A 15,965-nucleotide genomic window follows, 5' to 3' on the forward strand; every position below is an offset into this window, starting at 1 on the left:
GGGCGAGGACCGATAGCGACGGTGTTCCGGTTGGTGGCTGCCGGTGCGGGTACCGCTCCGCGGTGCGGGACCGGCACCGGAACCGGGCCGGGCCGGCTCGGCGCCCGGTTCCCCATCGAGCGGCCCGATCCCGGCGACCGCCACCGGCGTCGCGGGCCTCGTCGGCGCCGCCGACATCCCGCTGCGGGAGACCGTCTTGCCCGGCTGGACCGGTCATGACACGGGCCCGGCCGCTCCCGCGCACCGGCTGGCCGGAGTGACCGGCTTCAAGTGGCTGTACGAGGACCCGCCGGGCCTCGTACCCGCCTGGTACCTCCCCGGCGGCGACCTCGCCGAGGCACTCGCCGCTGCCGCCGGCCCGGCAGCCAAGACCAAGGTCCTGCTCAGGGCCGCGACGCGGCTGCGGCTCGCCCCGCTGTACGTGCTCGCCGTCGCCGTCGCCGGGATCCTCCTCGCCCGGGCCGGTCCGCGGACGCGGGACCACCTGATCGCCGCCAACTCCACCAACGTGGCCAACCTCGATCAGCACCGGGTCTGGACGCTGGTGACCAGCGCGTTCGTCGTCACCGAGCCGCTCGGCGCGCTCACGGCCGTCCACCTGCTGATGCTCACCGGCGCCGCCGAGCTGCTGTGGGGACGACGGCGCCTGGTCGAGGTGTTCCTCCTGACCCACGTCGTCACGAGCTGCCTGGTCTACGCCCTGCTGCGGACCGGGATCCGGTACGAGTGGGTCGAGCGCGCAACCGCCACGGCCAGCGACGTCGGCACGAGCTACGGCGCGCACGCGGTCGGCGGGGCACTCGCGTTCAGCCTTCCGGTGCGGGCGCGGCGCGTGCTCGTACCGCTGGCGCTCGCCGCCGTGCTGCTGCCGCTGGTCGGCGAGCGTACGTTCACCGACGTGGGCCACCTGCTGTCCACCCTCATCGGCCTGCTCGCCGGCTGGCAGATGCGCCGCCGCCCGCTGGCCGGGCGCCCGCGCCGCCCCGCGCGGATGCGCGACGACCGGCCGATGGCATTCGCGTTCGGCGCTCAGGAGCAGGCCCGGACGGGTGCTGGTCCTGAGCGCCGACCGGGCCGACCGGGCGCGGCTGACCGGCGTCCTCACCGGCGTCGGCGGCGCGCCGGTCGGATCGTAGGCCCGCCGCCGCATGGTACGGCGGAGCGCGGGTAGCGGGTGCTCGTCCGTCCGTTGATCGCCCCGCCGGAGCGCATGATGACCGACATCAGGAAGCTGCCGACCTGGCTCGGCGAGCAGGGTGAGACCCTGGCCGGACCCGTGGTCGACGCGGTGCGCCGGCGGCGGCTCGGCCGCCTGTGGACGGGCCCGGCGGCGGCGCTGCTGGTCGCGGGGCTGGCACTGGCGGCGCGGACCGGGCCGGGGCACGCTTTCGTGACCGACTTCGCCATCACCCACCCGGGCGACCCGCTCCTCGACACCCTGGTGAAGCTGCCGCTGTCGATGTTCGCCCCGGCGGCGCTCCTGCCGTTCTGGTTCGCGGTGCTGCAGGTCGGCGTCGTCTTTTCCCTGGTGCAGGCCGCGGCCGGGGCACGGTGGACGCTCCTGGTCGCCGCGCTGGGGCACACCGTCGCGACGCTGTCCGCCCGGTTGTGGGTCATCGCCGGGCCGCCCGTCGGCGTCGCGCACGGACTCGGCCACTTCGGCGACGCCGGCCCCTCGGCGGCGGTGGTGTCGCTGCTGGCGTACGTCGCGGTGCGGCGCCGGGCCGGCTGGCTGGCCTTGGGACTGATCGCGTACCACACGATCGAGGTCGCGGTCCTCAACGGCCTGACGCAGCGGGAGCACCTGGTCGGCACGGTGACGGGAGCCGCGGTGGCCCTGACCGCCGCCGTGTGGGCCGCCCGGCAACGGGTGCCGTTGGCGGACGTCGCCGTCGCCGGATCACGTGACCGCGGGCATTAGGGTGGACCCATGCTCGATCACCTTGCGATCCAGGTCGCGGACGTCTCGGCGGCAGGATCGTTCTACGACACTGTGCTCGCACCCCTCGGCGGCCGGCGCCTCCTCGAGTTCGGCCCGGTCGTCGGCTACGGGTCCGACCGGCCGGTGTTCTGGCTGGGCCCGGCGACGACGGGCGGCGCGCCGCGCGAGGCGCACATCGCCTTCACCGCCGCGGACCGCGCGTCGGTGAAGGCGTTCTTCGAGGCCGCCGTGGCGGCGGGCGCCGAGGTGTTGCACGAGCCGCGACTGTGGCCGGAGTATCACGAGACCTACTTCGGCGCGTTCGTCCGCGACCCGGACGGCAACAACGTCGAAGCGGTGTGCCACCGCCCCGAGTGACGGCTCCCGGCGCGGGCCCGTCCGGCGGACGCTGGCCGCGAGCTTCGTGCTTCGGTTGTCGGGCTCGGCCGCGGGTCCTGGCGGGCGGCGCTGGTTGTCGGGCGGTGTCGTCGGGCGCTGGTTGGCGACCTCGGTCGTTGGGCCGGTCGGGGTGGCATCTCCGGCGGGCCTGGGCTGTGGTCGGCGGGCCCTTGGCCGGCGTGGGTAACGGCCGCACCCTGCTCGCGCTGGCCGGCCGCGGGAGCGGCCGTGTTGCCGGTGTCGTGCGCACGTCACCGCTCGATCGCCACCCCCGTGTCGGACATTCCGATCATGCCGGACATCACGGTGCATCGACACTGCCGCATGTCTGTCCATTTCATGAGCGTGGAGACTTTCGGCACCTCCGGCGACACAAAGTCTCCACGCTCATGAAATCCGCCGCGCAAAGCAGTGGCCATCGTCGATCATTTCCCGCATTGCGGGCTTCGTGGCGGTGGTCCCGGGGAGCCGGTCGAAGCCGTGGCGCTGGGTGGGCGAGGGCTGCTCCGGTGCGTTGCAGCGGTCTGGTCTGCTGGTCGACCCTCGACCTGGTGGCCTTCTGGTCGGCGGGTGGGGCCTGCGTGGCCCGAACGTCGCGGCGGTGGCGCGATTCGTGGCAGGCGCCTGCGCCAGCTCAACGGCGTGACGGGCATGCGGAGGGGCGTCCGACGCGATCGGCGCCGCCGCGTGGGTGGCGGTTCGGACCGCGAGCGGCCACCTGGCGGGCGACCACAGCTCCGCGCTGGAGTCGGCCCCGCACCGGCGGTCGTACTCCACCGGATCCGCCGCCACCGCTGACCGCATGAACCGGGCCGCGGCGGGCAGCACATTCCGGCACACAACCCGAGCCCGCACCCCAGGGAGCCGGACATGACCAATCAGAAGCCCACCTGGCCGGCCTTGCCGCTCGGCGAGTGGGAGGCGACCTACGACACGCTGCACATGTACGCCCAGATCGCCGGGAAGGTGGCCCTGGCCCTGCGGCCGATGACGAACCACTGGTGGCAGGTCGCCCTCGAGCTGTCCGCCCACGGGCTGACCACCGGCGCCATCCCCTACGGCGACCGTACCTTCAGCGTCGAGCTCGACCTGATCGAGCATGTCGCCCGCATCGACACCAGCGAGGACGAGCGGCGTACCGTCCCGCTCGGCGGGCCGGTCCGCGAGTTCTACGCCGGCACGACGGCCGCGTTCGCCGACCTCGGGATCGACGTGCCGATCTGGCCGAAACCGGTGGAGGTCGCCGACCCGATCCCGTTCGACCGGGACGACCGGCACGCGACCTACGACCCCGGTCAGGTCGAGCGGTACTGGCACGTGCTGCGCCACGTCGGGGCGGTGTTCGAGGAGTTCCGGGCACGTTTCACCGGCAAGGCCAGCCCGGTGCAGTTCTACTGGGGGTCGTTCGACCTGGCCGCGACCCGCTACTCGGGCCGGCCCACCGACCCGCCGCCGAACGCGGACGTCATCACCAGGTTCAGCTTCACCGCCGAGCAGAGCGCCGTCGGCTTCTGGCCCGGCGGGACCGCGGCCAACGGCGCGCGGGTCGACGAGGCGGTCTTCTTCGCGTACACCTATCCCGAGCCGCGCGGCATCCGCGACTACCCGGTCGAGCCGGCCGCGGCGCGGTTCCACCCCGATCTCGGCGAGTTCGTCCTCGCCTACGAGGACGTCCGCACGACGCCCGAGCCGGCGCGGGTGATCCTCGACTTCGCGCAGAGTGCGTACGAGGCCGGGGCGCGCTTGCAGGACTGGCCGCGCGAGCTCCTGGAGTGGGCCCCGCCGATGCCGCCGACCCGCCGCCGGGCCCTCGCACACGCCGGTGGTCGATGACCCGGGGACCGGCACGGCCGCCGATGGTTCGGTACCCTGCACCACACGGCGGTCTGGGTCGCCCTCCCGCGCGGCGTCAACCGGCGGTGCCGCGGCCGGCAGCCCGGCCTGTCACGACGGCCGCGACCGCGTCGGGCCGGGTCCGGAGCAACTCGTCGGCCTCGTGCGACCGGACGTCGGCGAGGACCCCGCACCGCCGCGCCGACCGGGTGTGTGTGGCCGGGGCGCGCCGCGGCCACGGTCCGGCCGGGTGCGCTGCTGGTCGACGGTGACGTCGCCGGCACCTGGCGGGCCAAGCTCTCCGGCACGCGGCTCACCCTGACCGTCACCCCGTTCGAGCCGCTGACGGCCCGGATCCGGACTGCCATGACAGCCGAGGCGGAGACGATCGCCGCCGCACGCGGCGCGACCACCGTAACGGTGGCCTGAGCGCCCCCAGGCTCGCGTCGATCTTGCAGTTGTGGTGCCGCGACACTCCCTGAATGACCGGTTTGTCAGGCACCACAACTGCAAGATCGACGCGAGCCTGGGGCCGGCGCGCGTGCCGGCCCCGCGGCACCGGCCGTCCGGCGTACTCGTCAAGCGGGCCGAGTGTCGAAGGCTGCCCCCGGACGACCGTGTAACGGCGGGTGCACACGCTGTAGGGTGTCGGAGTCGTCGTTCATCGTGAGCTCGCGCGGGAGTCAGCCATGCCGATCACTGGACAGCGCGTGGTCCGCCGGACACTGGGGCGGCGGATGACCCGGTTACGGCTGGCGAGCGGCAAGAGCCGCCGCGAGGTCGCCGAGGCGAAGCTGGGCATCTCCGAGCCGACCCTTCACCGGATCGAGACCGGCAAGGTCCCGGTGTCCCCGGCGAACGTGCGGGCACTGTGCTGGCTCTACGGCGCCGACCAGAGCATCACCGACGCCCTGGCCGAGTTGGCGCTGGGCACCTCGCAGGAGGAGTGGTGGGACGCAAACCCGGTGATCCCGGACTGGTTCAAGCTCTACGTCGGGCTGGAGGCCAGCGCCAACCAGATCAGCACCTACGACGGCGAGATCGTTCCCGGTGAGCTGCAGACCGAGCAGTACGCGGTGGCGGTGTTCGCGGGCGAGCAGCCCACCGACAACGAGGCGGCCCAGCGGCACGTGAAGCTGCGCATGCAGCGGCAGCAGGCGCTGTTCAGCCGCTCGCCGGTCCCGCGGCTGGTGACCGTGATCGGTGAAGGTGCCCTCACCCGACAGGTCGGCGGCAAGGCCGTGCTCGAAGCGCAGATCGGGCACCTGCGGCAGCTCGCCGCCCACGGCCTGGTCGACATCCGGGTGGTGCCGTTCGCGGCCGGTGCGCACGCCGCGATGGCCGGCGCCTTCCGCATCCTCGACTTCGACGACCCGGACGACCCGGACATGGTGTACCTCGAGTCGCACGTCGGTGCGATGTATCTCGAGGAGGCGCACGAGATCGCCGAGTACCGCCGCATCTTCGAGCTGGTCCGGACCGCTTCGGTGCCACTGGCGGAGTTCCGATAACCGATGCTTTGTACGGACCAGGTATGATCATGCCGACGTGGCGTGATCCATGGGAATACGCCGACATCCCGATCCGAGGCGGCGACGGTGGCAGGTGTGGGAAACGGCGGTGAGCCGAAGCCGGCGACCGCGGCCCGGATCTACGACTATCACCTCGGCGGCATCCACAACTTTCCCGCGGACCGTGCGGCCGGCGACGCGGTCGCTCGGTTGTTCCCACTGGTGCCTGCCCTGGCGCGGACCAACCGCGCCTTCCTGCGCCGCGCCGTGCGGCACCTGGCCGAGTCGGGCGTCCGCCAGTTCCTCGACATCGGCTCGGGCATCCCGACGGCCGGCAACGTTCACGAGGTGGCCAGGTCGGTCGTCCCCGACGCGCGGGTGGTCTACGTCGACATCGACCCGGTGGCCGTCTCCGAAAGCCTCGAGATCCTCGACGGCGACGAGCGTGCCGGCGCCGTCCGGGCCGACGTGCGCGACCCGCAGGCGATCCTCGGACATCCGCAGGTGCGTCGCCTGCTCGACTTCGGCGAGCCCGTGGGACTCCTGCTCGTCGCGGTCCTGCACTTCGTCCCCGACGACGAGGCGGCCCAGGCCGCGGTCCGGCCGCTGCGGGAGGCGCTGGTGCCCGGCAGCTACGTCGTGGTGTCGCACGCCGCGTCCGACGGTGTGCGGGACGACGACTCCGGCCACGTGGCCGTCGCGAAGGACGTCTACCAGCGCAGCACCGCGACGCCGTTCCACCTCCGCTCCCGACCGCAGGTGGAGCGGTTCTTCGAGGGCCTGGAGATCGTCGAGCCGGGCGTGGTCTGGCTCCCGGAGTGGCACCCCGCCCCGGACGACCCGACCGACTTCGCGCAGGACCCGTCCCGCAGCGCCGGCCTGGCCGGCGTCGCCCGGGTCCGCTGACCTCGTCACCCGCTCCGGCGCCGGGCCGGTGACGCCACACACCGGATGGCGCCGATCGCGCCGTTGCGGCGGGGCGGGGCACGCGCCTCGGTGACGCCGCCGCGGGACCCGCGTTGATCGGCCGGGTGGGCGGCTGAGGCCGCTCCCTGCGAGGGTCCGCGTCGCCGGCTTGGCTTTCCGCCGCGGCCGGCGACGCTGCGTGCGAATCGGTCGCGGCCGGCTCAGCCGTTGAGGAGCTGGTCGAACTCGCCGCGCTTGGCGCCGAAGAGGAACGAGTCCCATTCCTCCGGCGTGAACAGCACGCTGCCGGCGCCGGGGTTCTTGCTGTTGCGGACCTCGATGAGCCCGTCGTATCGGCGCGCTTCGACGCAGCTACCGCCGTTCCCCGTGGAACGGCTGGACATGATCCATTCAGTGTGTTGCATTCATTACTCCTCGCTGTGGCGCGACGTCAAGCGATTCCGGCGTCGGCGGTGTACCGCTGCGAACTACGTCACATGCTTACTCTGAGTAGCTGCTCACCAACCAACCGCCATGGACTCTGGAACGTCTTGTGCCTGGTGGCGAACTATCTGTGCACCGCGGGTGCCGCTGTTGCATCTTTCACGATGAAACCGCGACCGACATAGCGTAGTGGAATCCGCCCGCGTGCATGTTCTCCGGATGACGATTTGTCGTCGTGAAATCTTGCACAGGGCCCGCTGCGCTGACATGCTCATCGGCAGAGAAGCGTCGGCGGTTACGGCGGTCGGTGATCTCGAACCGCGACCTGCCCATCGACCTGCACGGGAAGGACTGTCGTGTCCGCACAGCCCGCCGCGCCGCCGCACACGGTCAGTTGTGGGCACCGCTGGACCGACGCCAATGCGTGCCAGGCCGGTGGCGAGCACCGCTGCACGAGGGCGAGCCCCGAGCACCGTTCCCACATCTGCGCGTGTCACGCGGTCCAGTTGCGTGCCACCTGAGCCCGACCCGTCGGCGCCCGCCAGGCAGGGCCGCTCGACCGGAATTCGACGGAGGTGAACATGTCCGCGCCAAGCCGTCCGAGCGCGCCGCAAGCGTTCAGTCCGGGAGACCGGGTCTGGGTGCCGAAGGCCGGGGTCCAGCGTCCCGGCATCGTGCTGTGCTCCTCGCCCGACGCCGCCACCGTGCGGTACCGCCCGAATGATGGCCGGGGGACCAGCGTGGACACGGTGACCGCCGTTACCCTGACGACGCGCGACGCCGCCGACCCGCTGCTCGACAGCACCCTGGACTTCGCCCTGAGCCGGCGCATCCCGGCCACGGAGCGAGTGGCCTGAGCGCGCCGCCGGGCCCGCGGGCGCCGTGGCCCGGCTCGGCGGGACCGACGGTCAGGCCGGGACGACCGTGACCGGGAGCTTCGTCGGCGTGAGCATCACCCACGGGTTGCGGTACACCGACGCGGCGGTGTCGACGGCGATCTCGCGGTACCGCCGCAGCAACACCTCCATCGCGATCCTCGCCTCCAGCCGGGCCAGCGGCGCACCGATGCAGAAGTGGATGCCGTGCCCGAAGGTGAGATGCGGGTTCGGGTTGCGCCGGATGTCGAACCGCACGGGGTCGGCGAAGACCCGGCCGTCGCGGTTGGCGGCCGCGAGCCAGGTGACGACGACCTCACCCGCCGGGACCGGCAGACCGCCGATCATCGTGTCCGTGGTCGACCGCCGCACCAGCCGCGGGAACGGCGTGCGCAGCCGCAGCACCTCCTCGATCGCGTCCGGCAGCAGCGCCGGGTCGGCCCGGATCTCGGCCGCCGCGTCCGGGTGCTCATCGAGGCTGACCACCGTGTTGCCCAGCGTCGCCGTCGTCGTGATGTGGCCGGCGAGCAGCAGCAGGCCGACGAACCCGATGATCTCCTCGTCGGAGAGCCGTTCGCCGTCGGCCTCGGCCTGCACCAGGTTGCCGGTCAGGTCGTCGCCGGGCGTCGCGCGGTGCGCCCGCACGTGCCGCAGCAGGTACTCGTTCATCTCGCGCATGACCGGTGCGACCGCCTGCACGCTCCGATCGTCCAACATCCGGGTCAGCGGCTGGTCCGGGCCGACGTCCGGCCGCTCGAACAGCGCGTCGGCCCATCGCCGGAACACCGGCCGGTCCGCCGTCGGGATGCCGAGCAGTTCGGCGATGACGATCACGGGCAGCGGGTACGCCAGGTCGTCGACCAGGTCGAACCGCTCCGCGCCGGCCTGTTCGTCGAGCAGTTCGGACGTGACCGCGGTGATGCGCGGCGCCAGGCCCGCCACCACCCGTGGAGTGAACGCCCGGCTCACCAGCCGCCGCAGCGAGTCGTGGCGGGGCGGATCCATCTGGACGAAGTTGCCGCGCTGGAACAGGTCCAGGTCCTCCTGCCGGGGGCGCAGGTCGCCCAGGTCGGAGGAGAACGTGTGCGGGTCGCCGAGGACGGCCGAGACCTCGGGGTGCCCGAGGACCGTCCAGCAGCGCTGCCGTTCGTCGTAGTGGACCTCGCCGTCGCGGCGCGACTGTTCCAGCCAGGTGAACAGGTCGGGCAACGTGGGGGTCGTCATCGCCGATCACTTCCCTCCGGGTACGTCGGCGCCGCCTACCCGCCCGGCGGAGCGTCAAACCGCGTCGTCGCGCAGCACGGTCTCCAGGACCCGCGCGATGCCCGCCTCGGACACCGGTGCCGCCGGGTCGGTCGTGTACTGGTGCAGCGCCTGCGGGATCGCGGTGAGCGACGGGTCACGCGCCAGCGCCCACCGGGCGGCGTGCGCCTTGACGCTGTGCCTGCCCTCCACGGCGAACAGCCAGATGCGGCACGCGGTGAGGACCATGTGCGCGGCGTCCTCGGTGTCACCGGTGAGCGACTGCCACACCCGCAGCCAGTGCCGGCCGCGGTCGCGGACCCATGCGGCCGGGACCGGGCCGAGCACGGCGGCCGGGGCGGCGCCGAGGAGGGCACGACCGTCGGCGCGTGCCATCGACAGTTCCGCCGGCAGGTCCGGGGCGGCGGCCACGCGGCGCGCGGTCTCGACGCCCACGGAGCTGCCGTCGTACCGCCCGACGTGCAGTTCCAGCGGCGGTGCGGGGGACGGCGCGGCGGCCGCGGCGGCGGTCACGACGTGCAGGTCGATGCCGCTCGCCGGGCCGGGATCGGCGTCGCGCACCAGCCGCTCCAGCGCCGCGGCGGCGGTGTCCGGCAGCGGCCCGTCGACGATGAGCAGCAGGTCGATGTCGCTGCGGCCGGGCAGGAAGTCGCCGGTGGCCACGGACCCGTGCAGGATCGCCGAGCGCACCGGCACACCCGCCGCCGCGGTGGCCGACCGGGCGAGGCCGGCCGCGACCTCCTCGATCGGCGCCATGCCTCAGCCGCCCGGGCGCTGCGGCGGCTGGAGGAAGTGGCCGGGTGGTGGCGGGAGCGCCACGGACCGGGCCGGCCGCCGGACGAGCAGCGCCAGCACCACGAGCGCCACGCCCGCCGTGATCAGCGCCGCGTCCGTGATCGTGTAGATGTTGGTCAGCGAGATCATGTCGTCGGCCTCGTACGCCCCGTCCTCGGCCAGCCCCGTGACGTGCAGCGGCCACACGACGTTGACGACCTGGTCGGCCGCGATGAACAGGCACCCGGAGGCGCCCACCAGCGACGTGAACAGGCCGAGCCGCCGGATCAGGACGAGCGCGAGCACGGCGCCCGCGAGGGTGAGCAGGACGACCGGAACCCGCAGCCCGATCAACGTCGCGTCGGACAGGGGCGTCACCGCGTCGGTCACCGAGTCGGTCATCCGGCGATGCTACCGACCGGACTCGACCCGACGTACCGCCAGGGGTGACCCCGTCCACGGCCGCGCCAGGCCCCGCGGCCGGTCGTCCCGGCCCGGCGGCTCCCGCCGGGCCGGCGCCACGGTGCCGCCGCGACCGGGTTCACCCGGGCGGCGGCCGGCTGACCGCGCCCCGGCCCGTCCTGCGACGATGCGGGGCATGACTGATCGCGAGCGGAACGGCTACCTGCTCACCACCGAGCCCGGCCGCGTCGACGTCGACCGGGTCCACCGGTGGCTGTCGGAGGAGTCGTACTGGGCGGCGGGCCGCGAACGGGACGTCGTGGCCCGGTCGATCGCCGGTTCGGTGCCGTACTCGGTCTTCGCCGAAGCCGAACAGGTGGCGTTCGCCCGGGCCGTGACGGACGGGGCGACCTTCGCGTGGATCTGCGACGTCTTCGTCGACGCCGGCCACCGCGGCCGGGGACTGGGCGGCTGGCTCGTCGACAGCATGCTCGAGGACCTGTCCGCGACGGGTGTGCGGCGGTTCGTCCTCGCGACCCGCGACGCGCACGAGGTGTACCGGCGCTGCGGCTTCGAGCCGCTCGCGGGTGCGGAGCGTTACATGGAGATCGATCGCCGGCCGACCCGTGCCGCCGTCCTCGCCCACCTGGCCCGCGCGGCGGAAGGCCGATCCCCCAGCCGCTAACCTGCCGGTGTGCAGGAGGCCCCCGATGGCTGACGCCGGGGCCTGGCGCATGCGCGCCCCGGGCCGCTCGATCCCATGGTCATGGGAAAGATTGGCTGCCCCGATAGCCAGACCTTTTCCATGATCATGGAGTCGCCCGGCCGCGCCCAGCCGAGGGCTCATGGCTTTCGGGCTACCCCGCAGAACTCCGACGCGGGCGTCTCGTCGTTGCCGTCCGGCCGCCAGTGGGAGACGGTGACGACGCCCGGCTCCAGCAGTTCGAGCCCTGCGAAGTACGACTCGATCTCCTGCGGTGTGCGGACGGTCATCGGGGCGGCACCGCCCGCGTTCCACATCTGCACCGCGCGGTCGACCGCCTCCGGGTTGACCTCCCGTGTCGGGTGCGAGATGACCAGGTAGCTGCCCGACGGCGCGGCGCCGACCAGCGTGCGCACGATCCGGGCGGCCTCGTCGTCGTCGACGACGAAGTTGACGATGCCCAGCAGCATGATCGCGACCGGCTGGCTGAAGTCGAGCGTCTCGGCCGCCGCCGCGAGGATCTTGCCGGTGTCCCGGACGTCGGCGTCGATGTAGTCGGTGGCGCCTTCCGGCCGGCTGGTCAGCAGCGCCCGGGCGTGCACCAGCACCATCGGGTCGTTGTCGACGTAGACGATCCGCGAGTCGGGCGCGACCGCCTGTGCCACCTCGTGCGTGTTGTCGGCGGTCGGCAGCCCGGTGCCGACGTCGAGGAACTGGCGGATCTTGGCCTCGCCGGCGAGGTGCCGCACGGCGCGGCCGAGGAACTGGCGGTTGAACCGGGCCGACTGGACCAGCTCCGGCATGAAGGCGAGCACCTGCTCGGCGGCCTCACGATCCGCGGCGAAGTTGTCCTTGCCGCCCAGCAGGTAGTTCCACAGCCGGGCCGAGTGCGCAACGGTGGTGTCGAGCTTCGCGATCTCGTCGTTGGTTGCCATGTCCGTCCTTGGACCAGTGGGGTGATGCGACACAGGATAGGCCGTGGAGTCCTGTGGCCGTCCTGCCGGCCACGGGACTCCACGGCTCATGGCGCGCAAGCCGACCGGCGACGGCTGCCCGGAGTCTGCTGGGGTGTGGGGCCGAGGCTATGTGAACAGGCGTCGCAGGGGTTCCGGCGGCATCGGGGGACCGAAGAAGTGGCCCTGCGCCGTGTCGCAGCCGAGCACCTGCACGCGGGTCGCCTGCTCCTGGGTCTCCACGCCCTCGGCCACCGCTTCCAGGCCGAGGCCGTGCGCCAGGTCGACCAGCGCGGACAGCATGACGTCGGGGCTCGCCAGCAGGCTGCGGTCGATCTTCAGCGTGGTCACCGCCGAGCGGCTCACCTCGTGCAGCCGCGCGAAGTTCGAGTATCCCGCCCCGAAGTCGTCGACCGCGAACCCGGCGCCCAGGGCGGCGACCGCGGCCAGCGTCGCCGAGCCGGTCTGCGGATCGGTGATCGCCTGCTCCGTCACCTCGAACGTCAGCGATCCGGGCGGAAGGCCTGTCGCGTCGAGCGCGGCGCCGATGATCGCGGGCAGCGCCGGGTCGGCGAGCTGGGCCGTCGACAGGTTGAGCTGTAACCGGACCGGCCGGCCGGGCCGCTGCCACGAGCGGGCGTGTGACGCCGCGGCCCGCAACTGGCCGTCGATCATCCGGTTGAGCAGCCCGATCCGCTCGGCGAGGGGGATGAACTCCGCCGGGCTCACCGCGCCGTGCTCCGGATGGTCCCACCGGGCCAGCGCCTCGACCGCCACGACACGACGGTCGTCGAGCCGCACGATCGGCTGGTACGCGAGGTGCACCTCCCCGCGTTCGAGTGCCGCCGGCAGGTCCCGGGAGAGGGCGTGTCGCCGCTGGTCGGCGTCGTGCCGGCGCTGCTCGAAGACCGCGTACGACGCCACCGGATCGCCTTTGGCCCAGGTCAGCGCCATCTTGGCGGTCCGCAGGACCTCGCCGGGCGAGGCGCCCGCGGTGCGGCGCTCCAGCAGGCCCGCCTTCGCGTCGAGCTGGATCGGGTGCATCGCCGGGCGCCAGGGGTACGCCAGCGCCTCCCGTACCAGAGCGAACACCTTGATCATGTCGTCGATCCCGCGGGTGTCCGGCCGGACCAGGACGAACTCGTCACCGCCGAGGTGTGCGGCGTAGAGGCCCTCGGCGACGGTGAGGTCGCGAACGCGCAGCCCGACCTCGCGCAGCAGCGCGTCGCCCTGCTCCATGCCGAGAGCGTCGGTGAGCTCGGCGAACTGCACGAGGTTGAGCACGCACACGCCCAGCCGCCCGGGCCGTGCGGCGGTGGCGAGCAGCGCGCCGAGGTGCTCCAGCAGCGCGTGCCGGTTCGGCAGGCCGGAGACCTGGTCGTGCAGCAGCGCGTGCTGCCGCTCGTGCTCGGCCCGGCGGACCGCCCGGTGGGCCTGGGCGCGCTCGTGGCGGCGCGCGTCATCGGTCTCGGTGAGCGCGATCGCCCGGACCGCCTCGGTGAACGCCTCGGTGAAGGCCCCGAGGAGCGGCCCGATGCGGTCCGCCGCGTCGGTCCGGCCGACACCGAGGTCGGCGCGCAGCCTGCCGTGGATCAGCTCGACGCTGACCCGCAGCGCGGCCGGCGACCACAACTGCGCCTGGACCATCGCGGTGCCGGCGCGGTGACCGGCTGCGGGATCGGGCCGGTCGCCGTCCAGCGCCGCCGCGAGCTGGAGGCTCAGGTCCTCCAGCAGCGGGATCGTGCGGCTCAGCCGCCGTGGCACGAAGCAGACCTCGTGCAGGCTGTGCGCCCAGGCACGGGCGAACGCCCTGGCCGGTGACTCCTGCTCGGCGCCTGTCCGCGTCGATGGCTCACGCATGGCGTGAAGTATGTCCCTATGTCGGTGTCTCGCGCTAGCTTCGTATCGGTTTGTAGCCCATCGCGGCAAGAACGGCGGCCTGCTCCGGCTCGCGTTCCTCCTCGGGGTCGGGGTGCCACGCGGTCGCCGGGACCACGCCCGGCCCGATGAGCTCGAGGTCGCCGAGGATCGCGGCCACCTGCTGCGGGGTCCTCGCGCGCACCGAGGTCGGCGTCTGGTCGTACAACTTCGTGACCTGATCCTGCTCCTGGTCGAGACCGGCGGTGCGGGTGAAGTGCGAGACGGCGACGTAGCTGCCCCCGACGAGCGCCTCGCTCAGCTCACGGACGATCCCGGCCGGGTCGTCCTCGTCGGCGACGAAGTGCAGGACCGCGACGAGCAGCACCGCCACCGGCTGCCCGAAGTCGAGCAACTCCTGGACCCGCGGGTCGGCCAGGATCTGCTGCGGCCGGCGCAGGTCGCCCCGCACGGCGGCGGCCCGGGTGTTGCCGGCGAGGATCGCCTGGCTGTGCGCGACGGCGACCTCGTCGATGTCGACGTACATCACCCGCGCCTCGGGCGCGAGCGCCTGCGCGACCTCGTGGACGTTGCCGAGCGTCGGGATGCCCGAGCCGATGTCGAGGAACTGCCGCACGCCCGCGTCGACGAGCCACTCCACGGCCCGGCCGAGGTAGGCGCGGTTGGCGTACGCGACCCGGCCGATGCCCGGCCAGGCCTTCATCGCCTGCTCCGTGAACTCGCGGTCGACGGCGAAGTTGTGGTAACCGCCCAGCGCGTAGTCGTACACCCTTGCTGCGTTCGGCACCGTGGTGTCCACCCCGTCGGGTGCCCAGTCCGGCAGACTCACGACTCTCCCCATCCGTCGCTGTGGGTAAGTAACGGGTCAGCCTACCGTCGTCTTGTGGTCGTCTCCTATCTTGGTCGTGTGACCGAGCAGACCGCAGCGCCCGACCTCCCGGACAGTGACGACGGGCCACCCAGCGGTCTGTGGCAGAAGATGCGGGCCGACCCGGAGTACGCTCCCGAGCACCTCGCGCTGGAGGCGGTGACCCGGCTCGGCCCGAAGATGGCGCGTGAGCTGGAGAAGCTCAAGGGCCAGAATCCGGGCGCGCCGCCGGACGCGCTCGCCGACATGATCGTGTACCGCTACGTCAACCAGTCGCGCCTCTCCGGCGCCGTCTCCGGCGCCGTCCCGGTCGCCGGCGCGGTGCTCGACATCGGCGTCCTGGCCTGGACGCAGGCGCGGATGGTGCTGATGCTGGCCGCGAACTACGGCATCGACCCCGCGCACCCGGACCGGGCCGCCGACCTGCTGGTGTTGCAGAACGTGCACAAGTACGCGCAGGCGGCCCGCACCGCGCTCGCCGTGGCCAAGGGCCGGGAGAACGTCGGCGCGCTCGTGCCGGCGGACCGGCCGACGGTCGGCCGGGTCATGGTCAAGATCGGCCTGAAGCTCGCGCAGATGGCGGGCGTCCGGGCCGCGAAGAAGATGCTGGCGAAGGTCGTGCCGGGCGCGGCGATCATCCTGGGCGGCGTCGCCAACGGCAACGCGACGAAGGCGCTGGGCGGCCGGGCGATCGCGCTGTACCGCCGCCCCGCCGGGCCGCCGTTCCCGCACGCCCTGCCCGCCGGGCCGCCGTTCCCGCACACTCTGCCCGCCGGGCCGCCCGGGCATGCGGGCGTGGCCACGGCGCCGCCCGGACATGCCGACGGGCCGGTCGCGCCGCCACCGGGGCAGCCCGGGCCTCCGGCGACGCTCGAGCTCCCGGCCGCACCGCCGCCTGCCGGGCCGCGGTAGTCACACGACGGCCCGGACCGCGAGTCGCTGAAACTCGGTGACGGTGCCGTTCCACAGCACGTCGGACACCTGGGTCAGAAGCACGCAGACCCGGCCGGCGGCGGCCGGGTCCACTCGTCGGGCTGGGAGACCTCCTGCCGATCGCATCGACACGGATCGTCCCGTCGGCGGTCGCGACGGCACACACCAGGCCCGGTAACTCTCCGTCGTCCACCCGTGCCGCGAGGGCTCTTCGCGGTTCGTCCATGTCGTCCACCCTAGGTACCATGTGCGGCGGCCGGCACGCAGGCGGCACATCGGAGGGGGACCGGTGGGACAGTTCG

The 15,965-nt window shown here is 73.1% G+C and carries 18 protein-coding genes; 10 read left to right on the forward strand and 8 right to left on the reverse strand.

The window, feature by feature from the left end; translation table 11 throughout:
• The first annotated feature begins 43 nt into the window (after positions 1 to 43).
• The 7 genes from Drose_RS19700 to Drose_RS19730 all read left to right on the forward strand — a co-directional run bounded on the left by Drose_RS19700 (position 44) and on the right by Drose_RS19730 (position 6,570).
• The gene (locus Drose_RS19700; protein WP_260722758.1) at positions 44 to 1,171 is read left to right on the forward strand and encodes a rhomboid family protein; all 1,128 of its coding nucleotides are present in this window, start codon (positions 44 to 46) and stop codon (positions 1,169 to 1,171) included.
• A gap of 42 nt (positions 1,172 to 1,213) precedes the next feature.
• Complete coding sequence (locus Drose_RS19705) at positions 1,214 to 1,921, forward strand: hypothetical protein (protein ID WP_260722759.1); 708 nt, start codon at positions 1,214 to 1,216, stop codon at positions 1,919 to 1,921.
• A gap of 9 nt (positions 1,922 to 1,930) precedes the next feature.
• A complete protein-coding gene (locus Drose_RS19710; RefSeq protein WP_260722760.1) occupies positions 1,931 to 2,299 on the forward strand; it encodes a VOC family protein in 369 nt (122 codons plus the stop codon).
• Between the two features lie 891 nt (positions 2,300 to 3,190).
• Positions 3,191 to 4,153, forward strand: a complete 963-nt coding sequence (locus tag Drose_RS19715) for a DUF5996 family protein (protein WP_260722761.1) — start codon at positions 3,191 to 3,193, stop codon at positions 4,151 to 4,153.
• Between the two features lie 213 nt (positions 4,154 to 4,366).
• Positions 4,367 to 4,582 (forward strand): winged helix DNA-binding domain-containing protein, encoded by a 216-nt coding sequence (locus tag Drose_RS19720; RefSeq protein WP_260722762.1) that lies wholly within the window; start codon positions 4,367 to 4,369, stop codon positions 4,580 to 4,582.
• Between the two features lie 260 nt (positions 4,583 to 4,842).
• Positions 4,843 to 5,664: a helix-turn-helix domain-containing protein gene (locus Drose_RS19725; RefSeq protein WP_260722763.1), complete on the forward strand. Its 822-nt coding sequence runs from the start codon at positions 4,843 to 4,845 to the stop codon at positions 5,662 to 5,664.
• Positions 5,665 to 5,751: 87 nt separating this feature from the next.
• Positions 5,752 to 6,570: an SAM-dependent methyltransferase gene (locus Drose_RS19730; protein ID WP_260722764.1), complete on the forward strand. Its 819-nt coding sequence runs from the start codon at positions 5,752 to 5,754 to the stop codon at positions 6,568 to 6,570.
• Positions 6,571 to 6,791: 221 nt separating this feature from the next.
• Here the strand turns inward: Drose_RS19730 and Drose_RS19735 are convergent, their stop codons facing one another.
• A complete protein-coding gene (locus tag Drose_RS19735; RefSeq protein WP_260722765.1) occupies positions 6,792 to 6,995 on the reverse strand; it encodes a DUF397 domain-containing protein in 204 nt (67 codons plus the stop codon).
• Positions 6,996 to 7,595: 600 nt separating this feature from the next.
• Here Drose_RS19735 and Drose_RS19740 point away from each other — a divergent pair.
• Entirely contained in the window at positions 7,596 to 7,871 is a 276-nt protein-coding gene (locus Drose_RS19740; RefSeq protein WP_260722766.1) for a hypothetical protein, read from the forward strand.
• Positions 7,872 to 7,922: 51 nt separating this feature from the next.
• On the opposite strand, the gene Drose_RS19745 is transcribed toward Drose_RS19740, so the two are convergent.
• The 3 genes from Drose_RS19745 to Drose_RS19755 are packed head-to-tail and all read right to left on the reverse strand — an operon-like array spanning position 7,923 to position 10,328.
• Positions 7,923 to 9,113 carry a cytochrome P450 gene (locus Drose_RS19745; protein ID WP_260722767.1) on the reverse strand — a complete coding sequence of 397 codons (1,191 nt, stop codon included), beginning with the start codon at positions 9,111 to 9,113 and terminating at the stop codon, positions 7,923 to 7,925.
• A gap of 54 nt (positions 9,114 to 9,167) precedes the next feature.
• Positions 9,168 to 9,908, reverse strand: a complete 741-nt coding sequence (locus tag Drose_RS19750; RefSeq protein WP_260722768.1) for an aminoglycoside adenylyltransferase domain-containing protein — start codon at positions 9,906 to 9,908, stop codon at positions 9,168 to 9,170.
• A gap of 3 nt (positions 9,909 to 9,911) precedes the next feature.
• Positions 9,912 to 10,328 carry a hypothetical protein gene (locus Drose_RS19755; RefSeq protein WP_260722769.1) on the reverse strand — a complete coding sequence of 139 codons (417 nt, stop codon included), beginning with the start codon at positions 10,326 to 10,328 and terminating at the stop codon, positions 9,912 to 9,914.
• 196 nt (positions 10,329 to 10,524) lie between these two features.
• On the opposite strand from Drose_RS19755, the gene Drose_RS19760 reads away from it, so the two are divergent.
• Entirely contained in the window at positions 10,525 to 11,013 is a 489-nt protein-coding gene (locus tag Drose_RS19760; protein ID WP_260722770.1) for a GNAT family N-acetyltransferase, read from the forward strand.
• 158 nt (positions 11,014 to 11,171) lie between these two features.
• Here the strand turns inward: Drose_RS19760 and Drose_RS19765 are convergent, their stop codons facing one another.
• From Drose_RS19765 to Drose_RS19775, 3 genes are all read right to left on the reverse strand, one after another.
• Complete coding sequence (locus Drose_RS19765) at positions 11,172 to 11,966, reverse strand: SAM-dependent methyltransferase (RefSeq protein ID WP_260722771.1); 795 nt, start codon at positions 11,964 to 11,966, stop codon at positions 11,172 to 11,174.
• A gap of 147 nt (positions 11,967 to 12,113) precedes the next feature.
• Entirely contained in the window at positions 12,114 to 13,844 is a 1,731-nt protein-coding gene (locus tag Drose_RS19770; RefSeq protein WP_260722772.1) for a putative bifunctional diguanylate cyclase/phosphodiesterase, read from the reverse strand.
• A gap of 34 nt (positions 13,845 to 13,878) precedes the next feature.
• Positions 13,879 to 14,691, reverse strand: a complete 813-nt coding sequence (locus Drose_RS19775) for an SAM-dependent methyltransferase (RefSeq protein ID WP_260722773.1) — start codon at positions 14,689 to 14,691, stop codon at positions 13,879 to 13,881.
• 78 nt (positions 14,692 to 14,769) lie between these two features.
• Here Drose_RS19775 and Drose_RS19780 point away from each other — a divergent pair, with 78 nt between their 5' ends.
• Positions 14,770 to 15,642 (forward strand): EcsC family protein, encoded by an 873-nt coding sequence (locus Drose_RS19780; protein ID WP_313899921.1) that lies wholly within the window; start codon positions 14,770 to 14,772, stop codon positions 15,640 to 15,642.
• On the opposite strand, the gene Drose_RS19785 is transcribed toward Drose_RS19780, so the two are convergent.
• Entirely contained in the window at positions 15,643 to 15,789 is a 147-nt protein-coding gene (locus tag Drose_RS19785; protein ID WP_260722774.1) for a hypothetical protein, read from the reverse strand.
• Positions 15,790 to 15,965: the final 176 nt, after the last annotated feature.

The sequence above is a fragment of the Dactylosporangium roseum genome, from assembly GCF_025264685.1.
Classification (GTDB): Bacteria; Actinomycetota; Actinomycetes; order Mycobacteriales; family Micromonosporaceae; genus Dactylosporangium; species Dactylosporangium roseum.

What these genes read in the sequence shown, in the direction of transcription:
- Drose_RS19705 (WP_260722759.1), top strand. Translation starts at nt 1,214, where the DNA reads ATGACCGACATCAGGAAGCTGCCGACCTGGCTCGGCGAGCAGGGTGAG.
- Drose_RS19710 (WP_260722760.1), top strand. Translation starts at nt 1,931, where the DNA reads ATGCTCGATCACCTTGCGATCCAGGTCGCGGACGTCTCGGCGGCAGGA.
- Drose_RS19715 (WP_260722761.1), top strand. Translation starts at nt 3,191, where the DNA reads ATGACCAATCAGAAGCCCACCTGGCCGGCCTTGCCGCTCGGCGAGTGG.
- Drose_RS19725 (WP_260722763.1), top strand. Translation starts at nt 4,843, where the DNA reads ATGCCGATCACTGGACAGCGCGTGGTCCGCCGGACACTGGGGCGGCGG.
- Drose_RS19735 (WP_260722765.1), bottom strand. Translation starts at nt 6,995, where the DNA reads ATGCAACACACTGAATGGATCATGTCCAGCCGTTCCACGGGGAACGGC.
- Drose_RS19740 (WP_260722766.1), top strand. Translation starts at nt 7,596, where the DNA reads ATGTCCGCGCCAAGCCGTCCGAGCGCGCCGCAAGCGTTCAGTCCGGGA.
- Drose_RS19745 (WP_260722767.1), bottom strand. Translation starts at nt 9,113, where the DNA reads ATGACGACCCCCACGTTGCCCGACCTGTTCACCTGGCTGGAACAGTCG.
- Drose_RS19750 (WP_260722768.1), bottom strand. Translation starts at nt 9,908, where the DNA reads ATGGCGCCGATCGAGGAGGTCGCGGCCGGCCTCGCCCGGTCGGCCACC.
- Drose_RS19755 (WP_260722769.1), bottom strand. Translation starts at nt 10,328, where the DNA reads ATGACCGACTCGGTGACCGACGCGGTGACGCCCCTGTCCGACGCGACG.
- Drose_RS19760 (WP_260722770.1), top strand. Translation starts at nt 10,525, where the DNA reads ATGACTGATCGCGAGCGGAACGGCTACCTGCTCACCACCGAGCCCGGC.
- Drose_RS19765 (WP_260722771.1), bottom strand. Translation starts at nt 11,966, where the DNA reads ATGGCAACCAACGACGAGATCGCGAAGCTCGACACCACCGTTGCGCAC.
- Drose_RS19770 (WP_260722772.1), bottom strand. Translation starts at nt 13,844, where the DNA reads ATGCGTGAGCCATCGACGCGGACAGGCGCCGAGCAGGAGTCACCGGCC.
- Drose_RS19785 (WP_260722774.1), bottom strand. Translation starts at nt 15,789, where the DNA reads ATGCGATCGGCAGGAGGTCTCCCAGCCCGACGAGTGGACCCGGCCGCC.